Source organism: Hydrogenobacter subterraneus (assembly GCF_055390195.1).
Map to the genome: position 1 here is coordinate 211,941 of NZ_AP042473.1, position 12,648 is coordinate 224,588.

Here is a 12,648-nt window from a genome sequence, read left to right on the forward strand (position 1 = left end):
GAGGGAAGCTATGAGAAGGGGAGTGTGGTTAGCAGTATTTTCGTGTATGCTTCTCACCTCTTGTACTCCAGCGGTTAGACAGGCCATTTTACCCAAAACAGACCATCAGCTAAATTTTGTGCAAAAGGGTAGTTTTTACTTCTCTGAGGAAGAAGAGAGGTTTATACAAAGGGAAGCACAGGCTTTGGGAATACCAATACCAGACAGAGAAGAAATAAGAAAGTTTATAAACTATTATCTTTCAAACAAGCGTTCCTTTGAATTGGCTTTGCAAAGGGCCAATTATTACATGCCCATTATAAGGCCCATAGTGCAGAAATACAACCTTCCAGAGGAGCTTGCCCTTCTTCCTGTGATTGAAAGTGGGTTTAACAACTTTGCCGTCTCAAGGTCTGGCGCAGCCGGCCTTTGGCAGTTTATACCATCCACAGCAAGAAGGTATGGCCTTCGTGTGGACCAGTATGTAGATGAAAGGTTTGATGTGGTAAAGGCTACCGATGCAGCCATGAGATACCTTAAAGACCTATACTCTATGTTTGGGAACTGGGAGCTTGCCCTTGCAAGCTATAACTGTGGTGAGAACTGTGTGGCAAGGCGGACAGGGGGTGTGGACTTTTGGACAACTCAAACCCTGCTTCCAGAGGAAACAAGGAACTACGTGCCTGCCTTTTTTGCCGTTTTATTGCTTGCAAACAATCCAGAAAAATATGGACTTTCTGTAAGGGTAGAGGGCATATCGGTGGCAAAAAAGGCAATGGATAGGGATACACCTACGGAGGAGTTTATAGCAAAAAGTGGCATCAAAGAAAGCCTTTTTAAGGACCTTAACCCGCACATAAAGAAGGATGTTATACCCGCTGGCACCTTTGTTTATGTGCCAAAGGAGGAAAGGAATAAAGAAAAAGAAAAAGTTGAAAGGTTGCCTAATGGGGCAAAGCTTATTATAAGAGAATGATTGAATGCTTTGTGCTTGCAGGTGGCCAAAGCAGGCGCTTTGGTGAGGATAAACTACTCTATAAAATAGGTGATAAAAGGGCCATAGAACATATAACAGAAACTCTAAAAAAAGTATGCGATAGGCTTTGTGTTATCACAAAGGATGTGGATAAGTTTTCCTTTTTGGAAGGTGTGGAGTTTATTAAGGACCTTTTGAAAAAGCAATATGCCATAGCTGGGCTTTACACAGCCCTTAAAAATCTCCATGGCGAAAAGGCTCTTGTTATAAGTGGAGATATGCCTCTTATAAGGAAGGAAGTGGTGGAACATCTTTGGCTTAACTCTTCTCCACCTCTCACACTCTACAAGGTAAGAGGGAAATACTACCCTCTTTTTGCGGTTTATTATAGGGAGCTTTTGGAACCTCTTGAAGACTACATAAAGGCTGGGGGTGAAAGGCTTATGGATTTTGTATTAAGCCTTCCTTACAAAGCCTTAGAGGAAAGAGATGTATTACCCTACGACCCAGATTTATTTTCCTTTATAAACATGAACACAAAGGAGGATGCAGGACTTATAATAAAACTCTATGGTGGAGAAGACTTTAAAGGTTGAAGGTATGACCTGTATGCACTGTGTAGAAACAGTAAAGAAGGCCTTATACTCCGTGGAAGGAGTATCCCATGTGGACGTTAGCTTAGAAGAGGGAATTGCCAAGGTGCGGATGGAAAAGGATATACCTTTTAGCCTACTACAATCCGCCGTAGAAGAATGGGGCTATAAAGTAGTAGGTGAGGTTTGAAGAGTTCAAAGAATCTTTAAAAGACTTACAACTTTTTAGTAAGGGTTGGAGAGGTTATATATACAGGGCTAAGTGGAAAGGTATTGATGTAGCCATAAAGGTGGCAAAGGATAGTGAAAGGGAATACGCCATAAGAAAGGAAGGTGAGATATTAAAGCTTTTAAAAGGATACAGAGGTTTCCCACAGCTTTTGGAAGCGGGAGAAGACTTTTTAGTTTATGAGTTTATAGACGGTATTCCCATAGAAAAGGCTTCTTTAACAAGAAGTCAAAAGGCTTTTGTTTATCTTAGAGTGCTTGAGCTTATTGAGCTTTTGGATAGGCTTGGTGTAAACAAGGAAGAACTTCATAAGCTTGATAAAAATACTCTTATAGGTAAGGACCTTGAGGTTTATCTTATAGATTTTGAAAGGGGAAGTATGCAAGCCAAGAAGAGGCATAACCTTAGTCAATTTTTACAACTGCTTGCAAGAGAGGGTTTTCTTACTTTACAAAAGGCTAAGGAACTTGGCATAAGCTATTCAAAGGGTGAAGAGGTATACCATGAGGTTAGAAGACTTATACAAGCTTTTGTTTGACCTTTACGGCCCGCAGGGCTGGTGGCCTGTGGATGAAGATTATCATAAGCAAAAGGGAACGGACAAAAGGGAAGAGATCATAATAGGTGCCATACTTACCCAAAATACGAGCTGGAAGAATGTGGAAAGAGCTTTAGAAAATCTCAAAATATATGGAGAACTTTCCTTAAGATTTATAAGGGATACAAATATGGATAAACTAAAAGAACTTATAAGACCCTCTGGCTTTTATAACCAAAAGGCTAAAAGGCTAAAGGATGTGGCCAACTTTTTCAATCCAACGGATAAGGTGCAAAGTGTGAGTAGGGAAGAGCTTTTAAAGGTGCCCGGTATTGGAAAAGAAACGGCGGATGCCATACTGTTATACGCCGGAGATAAGTTAAGCTTTGTCGTAGATAAGTATACTCAAAGGTTTATGCGTAGGTTTATGAATATAGATGGAAATTATGATAGCTTAAAAAAGTTTTTTGAGGATAACCTGCCTAAGGATATAGAAATTTATAAAGAATTTCACGCCTTGATAGATGAACATGCAAAGAGATATTGTAGAAGCACCCCCCTTTGCGGGGAGTGCCCTTTAAAAAGGCTTTGCTTTAGTGTAAGCCCATCCTTTTGAGAATTCTACCCCTATATATCCAAAGAAGCACACCCATAACTATGAGGTAGGCTATGGTGCCTACGCCCATAAGCACCCTTTTGCCCTTTTCTTCTGGGCTTGGTTCAGCTACAGATTTAAGATAGGCTATGATCTTTGCAGTCTCTTCTGGCCTTCCGGCCATAACAGCTGGCATGGATGTGCCGGGCAGGACCTTTTGAGGGTCAAGTATAAAGTTGTAAAGGTATTCTTTACCTTTTACTATGTAGATGGTAGACAGGTCTGGAGGTACTTTACCAAAGGATTCTTTGAGAGACATAAGGTCCTCATGGAATACAGATTCATACACATTTCTTGGAAGCACCTTGCCATATTTTTCTTGAAGAGTCTTAAGCTTTGGGTTTGCTTGCACAGAAGCTATGTATACGGCGTCATACCTTACAGAGTGGCAAGATTGACAGTTTTGCTCAAAGAGCTGTTTCCCTTCTTTTGCATAGCTCTTGACATCATCGGCTATCTTGGCATGCTGAGCGGGCATTTCATAATGTTCATGGGGAGCAAAGATGTTGTTTATCCATATGATGTAGAAAAAGACTACCGTTATAACTGTGAAAAAGATGGCCTTAATCATTGCTTTTCACCTCCTTTAGCCTTGTACCAACCCCATTCTATTATGGATATGATTGGAAGCGATAGGAAGAAGGCAAAAAGGCCTGCGGTAAATATAAGTCCAAGCATGGCGTTAGTGGGTGTGGGTGGCATGGTGCCAAGTATGGTTAGGGCCATTGAAGATATTACAAGCACTATGAACATAACAAAGAATAGAGGCCTATTTCTGGCACTCTTTATGGGTGAAAAGTCAAGGAATGGCAGTATTAGAAGGAAAACAAGTGTAAGGTTAAAGGCAACAAAGCCGAGGAACTTATCGGGTATGGACCTAAATATGGTGTAGTATGCAAGTAGATACCATTCTGGTGCTATGTGAGCCGGTGTTTTGAATGGGTCTGCAGGGTCGTAGTTGTCTGGTGGTAAAAAGTGGTGCATGTAGAAGAACACAAAGAAGAAGAACACTGCCAAGTAGCCCATTACATAGGCACCTTCCTTTAAGGTCATATAGGGATGGAAGGGCACACCTTCCTTCTTTTTGTCTATTTCTCTACCCTCTGGGTTTGATATGCCAGCTGCACGTACAAGATAGAGGTGTATACCAACAAGCAGTAGTAGTATAAGAGGCAAGAGCCATATGTGTAAGCCAAAGAACCTTCCAAGGGTTATCTGTCCTATTTCATAACCACCTTTCATCCATATGGAAACTGTTTCACCTATTTTGAGCTTACCTATTATAGGCGCAGAATCTATGGAGGTGGGTATTTCTGCTGTTACCACCATACCCCAGTAGGAAAGCTGACCCCAAGGAAGTAGATAACCAGTAAGAGCTGTAACCAATAGCACAAAGTATATTAACCATCCCACTATCCATGTAAGCTCTCTTGGTTTTTTGTAGGCGTTGTAATATATACCGGTAAAGATATGTAAATAAACTACTGCTAAGAAGAAGTTTGCGCCAGCAGCATGAACGTGTCTTATAAGCCACATAAAGGGAACTTCTTTCATTATGGTATAGTTAGCACTATCAAAGGCGGTATGAACGTTGGGCTGATAATACATAGTGAGGAATATACCCGAGATTATTTGTATAGCAAAAGCAACTAAGGCAAAAACTCCAAAGACATAAGGAAAGGTAAGGTTTTTAGGCACTTTATAATCTACCATTTGAGAGCGCCAAAGGTCTGAAAGATGCGCCCTTTCGTCTATCCATCTTCCTATCCTGCTTAGCATCTTATCACCTCCTTATGTTAGTTCTTTTATAAAACCAGGTTCACCTATAACGAGTTTGTTTCCTTCTCTTTTTTGTGGTGGTATGTAAAGAGGTCTAGGAGGTGGTCCGGCTATGTTATCACCCCATGGTGAATAGAAACCACCATGGCATGGACAGTGGAAAACAGGATAGTTATACTCTGCCTCTCCCTGAGGCTTCCACAGAGGAACACAGCCAAGGTGTGTGCATACTGCAACCATGGCGTAGGCATCTTGTCCTTGTAAAAGTTTCCTGTTCCTATCTTCTTTTGTTTTGCCATTCCACTGAAAGCCTTGGGGTAGCCTTACAACAAACACAGGCTTACCTTTCCAAGATACGACCCTTACCTGCCCTTCTGAAATGGAATTTACATCCACCTCTACGGTGGCACCCGCAAGTGATGCAGCACTTGGAGCGAGTGTTTTAACTATGGGGTAAAGAACTCCAAGGACCCCAACAGCACCCAAACCACCTATGGCTAGACCCATTAGGTCCCTTCTGGAAGTCTCCATAATAGTACCTCCTGATAAAGTTCTAAATTTTCCATTATACACCCTAACAAAAACCTGGTTTATAAGTCATAGCTTATATAATTATAAGTGATAAATTTCCTAAGGAGGTGATGTAATGAGTAAGCATGTGGTGGTAATAGGTGGCGGTGTGGGTGGTATAGCTACCGCCTACAACCTGAGAAAGCTTTATAAGGACATTAAGGTCACCGTAGTATCTGGGAGGCCATACTTTGGCTTTACTCCATCCTATCCTCACCTTGCCCTTGGGTGGAGAAAGTTTGATGAAATAAGCATACCCTTGGCTGGCCTTCTCCCAAAGCACGGTATAGACTTTATCAACGAGGATGCGGAGAGCATTGACCCAGAGGCAAACAAAATAAAGACAAAAGGCGGTAAAGAAATAGAGTATGACTACCTTGTTATAGCTACGGGTCCCAAGCTTGTATTCGGTGCAGAGGGTCAAGAGCAGAATTCCACCTCCGTTTGTACTGCAGAACACGCTATGGAGCTGAACAAAAGGCTTGAAGAGTTTTACAGAAATCCAGGTCCTGTAGTTGTGGGTGCCATACCGGGCGTGAGCTGTTTTGGACCAGCTTATGAGTTTGCCTTTATGCTTCACCATGAGCTAAAGAAAAGAGGCTTAAGGCATAAGGTTCCTATAACTTATATAACCTCTGAGCCATACGTAGGACATTTGGGTCTTGGAGGTGTTGGTCCTTCAAGAAGGCTTATGGAAGATATTATGGCAGAGAGAAGTATAAAGTGGGTAGCCAACGTTAAGATAACCAAGGTGGAGCCAGACAAGGTAATATATGAAGACTTGGAAGGCAAAACCTACGAAGCACCAGCCAAGCTTTCCATGATTATGCCAAGGTTTATGGGTCCAGAAGTGGTGGCCTCTGCTGGCGACAAGGTGGCAAATCCAGCCAACAAGATGGTTATCGTTAACAGATGCTTCCAAAACCCAACCTACAAAAACATCTTTGGCGTTGGAGTGGTAACAGCCATACCACCTGTAGAACAAACACCCATACCAACCGGCGCACCAAAGACGGGTATGATGATAGAGCAGATGGCCTTGGCTGTGGCCCACAACATAGTGAACGATATAAGAAACAATCCAGACAGGTATGCGCCCGAGCTGTCTGCCATATGTATAGCGGATATGGGTGGTGATGCTATGGGCTTCTTTGCCTCTCCTGTGCTTCCACCAAGGTCAACTGTTCTATACAAAAAGGCTGTTTGGATGCACTACCTCAAGTCTGCCTTTGAAAAGTACTTCTTGTGGAAGATAAGGCGTGGAGATGTATCTCCATGGTTTGAAGAGAAGGGGCTTGAGTTCCTTTTGAAGGTTCATGCCATACACCTCTGCTCCGATTGCTCTGGTTCTCCTGGGTCGCCTTGCTAATCTTTTGTTAAATACACGAGGGAGGTGCCGGGGCCTCCCTCCTTTGGATAACCTTCTCTATGGAAGACCACAAGGGGAGAAGAGGAAAGAAAATCCTGAACTGCCTTTTTTAGGACTCCATGGCCATGTATTACTTTTATGCTCTTTAAACCCATGCTATGAGCCTCTTGTAGGAAAAGCTCCAACTTGGTAAGGGCTTCTTCTACGCTAAAACCTATAAGGTTTATCTCTGAAGGTGTGGCCTTTTTGAATTCAAAGACCTTTTCTGGTGGAGATTCCTCCGGTGGAGGCTCTATCTTTTTCAACTCTGAGGTTTTTACCCATGCCTTAACACCACCAAAAAGCACATTGGCTCTGTCATCCCTTATCTCAAGTATCTTTCCCTTTGAACCCAAAAACTCAACCCAATCACCCACCTGTAAGGCTTCTTCTATCTCTTCTTTGTATATGTTTTCTACCTTCTCTTTAAAAAGTTCTTTTATCCTCTGCTTGTCCTTTATACTTCTTATATATTTTTCTGCTTCCAAAAGAAACTCTTCAAACTTGTCCTTTAGTTCTTTTACAACCCTATTTATCTCTTCCCTTTTCCTCCTTTCCAATTCTTCTGCCATCTTTTCTTGTTCTTTTATAAGGCTTTCAAGCCTATTTTTCTCTTCTTCCAACTCCTTTAACCTTTCCCTGTATTCCCTTATGTATTCTTCAAGGGCTTCCTTTGCGGAGAAGTATTCTTCAAAGCCTGCAGGAAGAAATTCTTTTGCCTTTAACAATATTTCCTCCGGAATTCCACACCTTTGGGCTACTGCCAAAGCCATACTTTCACCTACAGCATCGTAGATTATCTTATAAAGCGGCCTCAGGCTTTCCTTATCAAAAAGTGCACTTGCCGGTATGTAATAATCGGAACTTAAGGCGTAAACCTTTATGGGTGTATGGTGAGTGGTAGCAAAAACAAAGGCCCTTTTTTCCTTTAGATATTCAAGCAATGCTATTCCAAGGGCTGAACCTTCCACTGGATCCGTTCCAGCTCCAAGCTCATCAAGAAGCACAAGAGTTTTTTCATCAATAAGAGGTATGAAGTCTGCTATGTTGGTCATATGGGAAGAAAAGGTAGAAAGGCTTTGTTCTATGCTTTGTTCATCCCCAATATCAATAAAAATCTTCTCAAAAACTGGCAAGGTAGCTTCTTCCACAGGTATGGGAATGCCAGATTGAAATAGGAGGCTACAAAGTCCCAGAGTCTTTAACGCTACTGTTTTACCACCCGTATTTGGGCCTGTTAATAGTAGCCCCCTTTTATCCTTAATTCTTATATCTATGGGCACCACATCTTCTTTCAAGAAGATCAAAAGTGGATGCCTTACACCAGAAAGATCCACATAATCGCCTATCTGTGGAAATTTTCCTTCATATTCCTTTGAAAACTTTACTACAGCATATAAATAATCTACTTTTATAAGTGTTCTAAAGGCCTCAAGAAGCCTTTGGGACTGCTCACCTACAAGAGAAGAAAGTCTTTTAAGTATTCTTTTTACCTCATCTTCCTCTTCATCCCTGAGTACCGTAAGCCTGTTGTTTAGTTCTATCACGCTTTGAGGTTCCACATATGTGGTAAAACCGGAGGAGGAGGTACCATGTACCACACCTACTATTTTTTTGACCTCTGTAGTTTTAACAGGAAGCACGTATCTACCATTTTTATAAGCTACAAACTTATCAGAAAAAACCCTGTCTGCATCTGGCCTTGAAAAAACAGACTCAAGCCTTTTTAAAATTTCCTTTTCCGTTTCCCTTATCTTATACCTTATATCTCTTAGTTCCTCGCTGGCGGAATCCTTTACAAAGCCTCTTGGATCTATGACCGATTCAATGGCGTTCTCAAGATAGCTAAACAGGTAAAGGCTTTTTGTAATATGAGCAAGGTTTTTATAGGTCTGCACCTTTTCGCCTATTACTTTTCTAACTTCCTTGATTAATCTTAATACTTTCAAAAGGCTTAGGGCTTCTTCCACAGATAGTATGTAATCCTTTATGGAAGATTTCTTTATAAGATCTTCCACGTCATCAAACTTATAAAGACTTATTTCCTCGTACACATGTACAAAATCCTCAACAAGCCTTATATTTTCTTCCAACAGCTGCCTATCGGTAAGCGGTCTTATCTGATCAACAAACCTTTCTGTGGCCTTAGAATGTGTATATGTCTTAAGCCTCTCCAGGACTTGGAAGAACTCAAGCTTTATAAGGTCTCTTTCCCTCATTAAGAAAATATTTTAGTAGCTATTAGTAGCTTTCTTCTGTCCAAAACTCTGGCCTGAAGCGAACCACCCTATTTCTACCCATCTCCTTAGCCTTATAAAGTGCTACGTCTGCATACTTTATGCATTGCCATATTTTTTCGCTATCTTCTGGGAACTCGGAAACCCCTATGCTTACAGTTTTTCTAAGCACAACTCCAAAAGATTCTATGGTGTGGCTTTCTACAGCTTTTCTTATCTTTTCCGCTATTTCTACGGACTTTCCGCTTTGCACATCCATCAAAAGCACCAAAAACTCCTCCCCTCCAAACCTTATAACCAGATCGGCCTCTCTCACAGATTTTACCAAAACCTTAGCTATTTCTTTTAAAACCTTATCTCCCATATCATGCCCGTAAGTGTCGTTAACCTCCTTAAAATAGTCTATATCCACCATAAGGATTCCAAGGGTGGTTCCCCTTCTTTTTATCTGGGCCGCTATCTTGTCAATGGTCTCATCAAGGAACCTTCTGTTATACAGGCCTGTAAGCTGGTCCCTAAGGGACTGTTCCCTCAACATATCCATGTAAGTCCTTGCTTCAAGGACTGGCGAGGCCTCGTTGAGGTATCCCTTTATGTAAGGGATTATAAGGTTTATAAATGGCTCCATTTCCGGTTCATAAACTATCTGCACCACGTTTCCTACCATCCCGCCCACATAAACGGGTATGCAATAATAGTGCATCTTCCCCTGTTTACATACATCGTTGTCTATAAAGTTTGGACATACACATGGAAACTCTCTAGAATCTACGTCCATACCAGTCCTTTCCGCTCTACACTCTTCTGCATTTTCAAAAATAACTTCATTGCACCAATATTTGGCTCCTTTCACATAAACTGGGGATATTTTGTTTTTGTTCTGGTCCACTTCGTATATGGAGAAGTTTTCTAAACTCATATAATCTTCAAGAACTTCTCTTAACCTTTCATAAACTTCTTTTTTACTTTTATCCTTTTCAATAACTCTTTTAAATTTGTATATATTGAGCAATTCATCTACTATTTTTGAAGTATCTGAAAGTACGTTTCCAGTTTTTATAACACCGTATCCTATCATTGTCCTAACTTTTTCTTCTATAGATGTAAGCGTGTTTTGGAGATTGTAAAAGGATTGTTCTATGCTTTCTTTCAAAGAACGTGTTTCATAGCCCAGGTCTGTTTTTATTTCAGTTTTAAAGTTTCCTTCACTTGCAGACCTCATTGTAAGTTCAATTTCTTTAATAAAATTGCTTACCTTTGTAATAAAGGAGTTAAAGAAAAAGAAAATGCCTAAAAAGGCAAGTAAAAATACTGTAGTAGTCAATAAAAATATATGTAATGACTTTTCTTTTATATGAGAAAGGTCCATGGTAAGACTAATAGCCCCAAGGGTTTCCCCAGGTTTAGCCTTATGGCATTCAAGGCAGTTTATCCCTTTTATAGGCTCTGCCTTATAAGGTATAACTATCCTGTATTTTACACTTCTTAAAGATTCATCCAAAACTTCCATTGGTTTTCCACTTTCTAACACAGCCTTCTCTATCTCATCTCTTGGCATTTCAAACTTTGAGCCAGCACCAAACTGTTCAACCACCGCCCTGCCCCTTACCACCCTTATCTCTTCCACACCCTTTATCTCTTTTATCCTACCAAGGAATTCATCCCTTCTATCCATCACGCCCATTATCATGTATGAGGTAAGGGTGTCCCTTACAAGCTCGGATATCATGTAAGCCCTTTGTTTTGCCTCTTCTAACCCTTGGGACCTAAAGGCGTAAAGAGCTGTAAAAAGGATAACGAGGAAGGCTGAACTTATAACCAGCAGGACCTTGATGACCATATTCCTTTTCATGGCCCCTCCTTGGTAAAAAGGTAGAAGTTAGAAAAGTATATCACATTGATTTCTATCATATTGCAAATTATTTTCAATTACTTATAATATTCAATAACAAAACTTTGAAAGGAGGTTTAACCATGGAAGTAAAGGTAGGACAAAGGGTCCCAAACTTTGAGATGGAGGTTTATGATCCCAAGACCCTAAGCTTTGGTAAAATTTCCCTTGAGGATTTTCTCAGGGAACGCAAATGGGTTGTGCTTTTCTTCTACCCGGCGGACTTTACCTTTGTATGCCCCACAGAGCTGGCGGACCTGGCAGAATACTATGAGGAGCTTCAAAGCATGGGAGTAGAAGTGATCTCCGTATCCACCGATACAAAATACACCCACTTAGCATGGCAGAGGACAGAAAAGCTTCTTGAAAAGGTTAGATACTTGATGGGCGCTGACCCAACCGGCAAGATTTCAAGGCTCTTTGGAGTTTATGATGAGAATACGGGCCTTGCTTTAAGAGGAACTTTTATAATCAATCCCGATGGCGTGCTTGTTGGCTCGGAGATAAACTTCTACAATGTGGGCAGGAATGCAGAGGAACTTATTAGGAAGATGAAGGCAAATATCTATCTTATGAGCCATCCAGACGAGGCTTGCCCTGCCAAGTGGAAGGAAGGAGAAAAGACGCTAAAGCCTTCTCAGGAGTTGGTAGGTAGGGTTTATGAGGCGCTAAAAGATTGATTACTTCCCCCTCTGGGGGGTTATATTTTTTTAAAGTTGGAGGTAAAAAGATGGAGCTAACTTTGGATTTTCATACGGATAAGGTTTATGATGTGATAATAATAGGTGCTGGTCCTGCTGGTTCTTCTGCGGCCATATACACTGCAAGGGCTGGGCTTTCTACACTGGTGCTATACAGGGCGGAGGCCGATGGTGCCTTGGGCGTGACACAGCAGATAGAGAACTATCCGGGCATAAGGGGTCCCATATCCGGATATGAGCTTTTAAAACTTATAAGGGAGCATGCCAAGGCTTTTGGGGCTGAGTTTGTAAGGGGTAAAGTAATAGCCACAGACCTTTTGGGAGAGATAAAGAAAGTTTATACCATAGACGGAAGAGAATTTAAAGGAAGAGCTGTAATAATAGCTTCCGGTGCAATGGAGAGGACTAATAAGTACAAAGGTGAAGAAGAATTTTTGGGCAAGGGTGTTTCTTACTGCGGAGTGTGTGATGCAGCCTTTTTCAAAGATAGGCCTGTGGCCGTTATCGGTGAGGACGATTATGCCCTTGAAGAGACAGAGTTCATTGCACGTTTTGCCAGTAAGATATATTTGGTTGTGCCTTCCAGCAAAATAAAAGCTCCACCTGAAATGGTTTCTGAAATCCAATTTAATCCAAAGGTTGAAATTCTATTGCATCATAGAGTTATGGAAATAGTAGGAAGCTCCCTTGTGGAAGGTTTATGGGTTCAAAATATCGCCACAAAAGAAAAGAAGCTCCTTCAAGTGGATGGTGTTTTTATATTCTTGGGCGGTAATAAGCCTTCGGTAGATTTCCTAATGAACCAAGTAGAAATGACAGACGGGCATTGTATAGTGGTTAATGAGGAAATGATGACCTCTGTGCCGGGGGTTTTTGCTGCTGGGGATGTGCTTTGCAACAATATAAAACAGGCCGTTATAGCCGCTGCGGATGGTGTAAAAGCTGCTCTTGCGGTGGACAAATATCTTAACAAGAAGGCAAAAATTACATCCCAATGGTAGGAGTAGGTTATACTATTTAGAGCCTATGATAAGCGTTGAAGATATAAGGGAAAGAATACTGCACTACCTTGACCCTGAAGTAAGGGAGGTT

At 41.3% G+C, this 12,648-nt stretch carries 13 protein-coding genes; 8 read left to right on the forward strand and 5 right to left on the reverse strand.

Annotation, left to right across the window (positions count from 1 at the left end; genetic code table 11):
• Positions 1–10: 10 nt before the first annotated feature.
• The 5 genes from ACZ5GB_RS01245 to ACZ5GB_RS01265 are packed head-to-tail and all read left to right on the forward strand — an operon-like array spanning position 11 to position 2,931.
• Positions 11–955, forward strand: coding sequence for a lytic transglycosylase domain-containing protein (locus tag ACZ5GB_RS01245; RefSeq protein WP_464327175.1), 945 nt, complete (start codon positions 11–13; stop codon positions 953–955).
• Positions 952–1,551, forward strand: a complete 600-nt coding sequence (gene mobA / locus ACZ5GB_RS01250; RefSeq protein ID WP_464327176.1) for a molybdenum cofactor guanylyltransferase MobA — start codon at positions 952–954, stop codon at positions 1,549–1,551. Before ACZ5GB_RS01245 ends, mobA begins: the two co-directional genes overlap by 4 nt.
• Positions 1,526–1,738: a heavy-metal-associated domain-containing protein gene (locus ACZ5GB_RS01255; protein ID WP_464327177.1), complete on the forward strand. Its 213-nt coding sequence runs from the start codon at positions 1,526–1,528 to the stop codon at positions 1,736–1,738. Before mobA ends, ACZ5GB_RS01255 begins: the two co-directional genes overlap by 26 nt.
• The gene (locus ACZ5GB_RS01260) at positions 1,728–2,315 is read left to right on the forward strand and encodes a hypothetical protein (protein WP_464327178.1); all 588 of its coding nucleotides are present in this window, start codon (positions 1,728–1,730) and stop codon (positions 2,313–2,315) included. The genes ACZ5GB_RS01255 and ACZ5GB_RS01260 overlap by 11 nt, the downstream gene beginning before the upstream one ends.
• Positions 2,281–2,931: an endonuclease gene (locus ACZ5GB_RS01265; protein ID WP_464327179.1), complete on the forward strand. Its 651-nt coding sequence runs from the start codon at positions 2,281–2,283 to the stop codon at positions 2,929–2,931. Before ACZ5GB_RS01260 ends, ACZ5GB_RS01265 begins: the two co-directional genes overlap by 35 nt.
• On the opposite strand, the gene ACZ5GB_RS01270 is transcribed toward ACZ5GB_RS01265, so the two are convergent.
• From ACZ5GB_RS01270 to petA, 3 genes are read right to left on the reverse strand one after another with little or no spacing between them, the layout of a single operon-like run.
• A complete protein-coding gene (locus ACZ5GB_RS01270; RefSeq protein ID WP_464327180.1) occupies positions 2,909–3,541 on the reverse strand; it encodes a cytochrome c1 in 633 nt (210 codons plus the stop codon). The two genes, ACZ5GB_RS01265 and ACZ5GB_RS01270, sit on opposite strands and share 23 nt — an antisense overlap.
• Complete coding sequence (locus ACZ5GB_RS01275) at positions 3,538–4,749, reverse strand: cytochrome b (protein ID WP_464327181.1); 1,212 nt, start codon at positions 4,747–4,749, stop codon at positions 3,538–3,540. Before ACZ5GB_RS01275 ends, ACZ5GB_RS01270 begins: the two co-directional genes overlap by 4 nt.
• Positions 4,750–4,761: 12 nt before the next feature.
• Positions 4,762–5,280 carry a ubiquinol-cytochrome c reductase iron-sulfur subunit gene (gene petA / locus ACZ5GB_RS01280; protein ID WP_464327182.1) on the reverse strand — a complete coding sequence of 173 codons (519 nt, stop codon included), beginning with the start codon at positions 5,278–5,280 and terminating at the stop codon, positions 4,762–4,764.
• Between the two features lie 115 nt (positions 5,281–5,395).
• Here petA and ACZ5GB_RS01285 point away from each other — a divergent pair, with 115 nt between their 5' ends.
• Positions 5,396–6,688 carry an NAD(P)/FAD-dependent oxidoreductase gene (locus ACZ5GB_RS01285; RefSeq protein ID WP_464327183.1) on the forward strand — a complete coding sequence of 431 codons (1,293 nt, stop codon included), beginning with the start codon at positions 5,396–5,398 and terminating at the stop codon, positions 6,686–6,688.
• On the opposite strand, the gene ACZ5GB_RS01290 is transcribed toward ACZ5GB_RS01285, so the two are convergent.
• Positions 6,685–8,946 (reverse strand): endonuclease MutS2, encoded by a 2,262-nt coding sequence (locus ACZ5GB_RS01290; protein ID WP_464327184.1) that lies wholly within the window; start codon positions 8,944–8,946, stop codon positions 6,685–6,687. The genes ACZ5GB_RS01285 and ACZ5GB_RS01290 overlap by 4 nt on opposite strands.
• A gap of 22 nt (positions 8,947–8,968) precedes the next feature.
• The gene (locus ACZ5GB_RS01295) at positions 8,969–10,816 is read right to left on the reverse strand and encodes a GGDEF domain-containing protein (protein ID WP_464327185.1); all 1,848 of its coding nucleotides are present in this window, start codon (positions 10,814–10,816) and stop codon (positions 8,969–8,971) included.
• A 122-nt stretch (positions 10,817–10,938) separates the two neighbouring features.
• Between ACZ5GB_RS01295 and ACZ5GB_RS01300 the strand changes: the two genes are divergently transcribed.
• Both ACZ5GB_RS01300 and trxB read left to right on the forward strand, forming a co-directional pair.
• The gene (locus ACZ5GB_RS01300; protein ID WP_464327186.1) at positions 10,939–11,535 is read left to right on the forward strand and encodes a peroxiredoxin; all 597 of its coding nucleotides are present in this window, start codon (positions 10,939–10,941) and stop codon (positions 11,533–11,535) included.
• A 50-nt stretch (positions 11,536–11,585) separates the two neighbouring features.
• Entirely contained in the window at positions 11,586–12,557 is a 972-nt protein-coding gene (trxB, locus tag ACZ5GB_RS01305; RefSeq protein ID WP_464327187.1) for a thioredoxin-disulfide reductase, read from the forward strand.
• Positions 12,558–12,648: the final 91 nt, after the last annotated feature.

Excerpts from the sequence above, each read along its gene's own strand:
- ACZ5GB_RS01270 (WP_464327180.1), bottom strand. The coding sequence starts at position 3,541 with ATGATTAAGGCCATCTTTTTCACAGTTATAACGGTAGTCTTTTTCTAC.
- ACZ5GB_RS01245 (WP_464327175.1), top strand. The coding sequence starts at position 11 with ATGAGAAGGGGAGTGTGGTTAGCAGTATTTTCGTGTATGCTTCTCACC.
- petA (WP_464327182.1), bottom strand. The coding sequence starts at position 5,280 with ATGGAGACTTCCAGAAGGGACCTAATGGGTCTAGCCATAGGTGGTTTG.
- ACZ5GB_RS01275 (WP_464327181.1), bottom strand. The coding sequence starts at position 4,749 with ATGCTAAGCAGGATAGGAAGATGGATAGACGAAAGGGCGCATCTTTCA.
- ACZ5GB_RS01290 (WP_464327184.1), bottom strand. The coding sequence starts at position 8,946 with ATGAGGGAAAGAGACCTTATAAAGCTTGAGTTCTTCCAAGTCCTGGAG.
- ACZ5GB_RS01300 (WP_464327186.1), top strand. The coding sequence starts at position 10,939 with ATGGAAGTAAAGGTAGGACAAAGGGTCCCAAACTTTGAGATGGAGGTT.
- ACZ5GB_RS01265 (WP_464327179.1), top strand. The coding sequence starts at position 2,281 with ATGAGGTTAGAAGACTTATACAAGCTTTTGTTTGACCTTTACGGCCCG.
- ACZ5GB_RS01295 (WP_464327185.1), bottom strand. The coding sequence starts at position 10,816 with ATGAAAAGGAATATGGTCATCAAGGTCCTGCTGGTTATAAGTTCAGCC.
- ACZ5GB_RS01285 (WP_464327183.1), top strand. The coding sequence starts at position 5,396 with ATGAGTAAGCATGTGGTGGTAATAGGTGGCGGTGTGGGTGGTATAGCT.
- mobA (WP_464327176.1), top strand. The coding sequence starts at position 952 with ATGATTGAATGCTTTGTGCTTGCAGGTGGCCAAAGCAGGCGCTTTGGT.
- ACZ5GB_RS01255 (WP_464327177.1), top strand. The coding sequence starts at position 1,526 with ATGGTGGAGAAGACTTTAAAGGTTGAAGGTATGACCTGTATGCACTGT.
- trxB (WP_464327187.1), top strand. The coding sequence starts at position 11,586 with ATGGAGCTAACTTTGGATTTTCATACGGATAAGGTTTATGATGTGATA.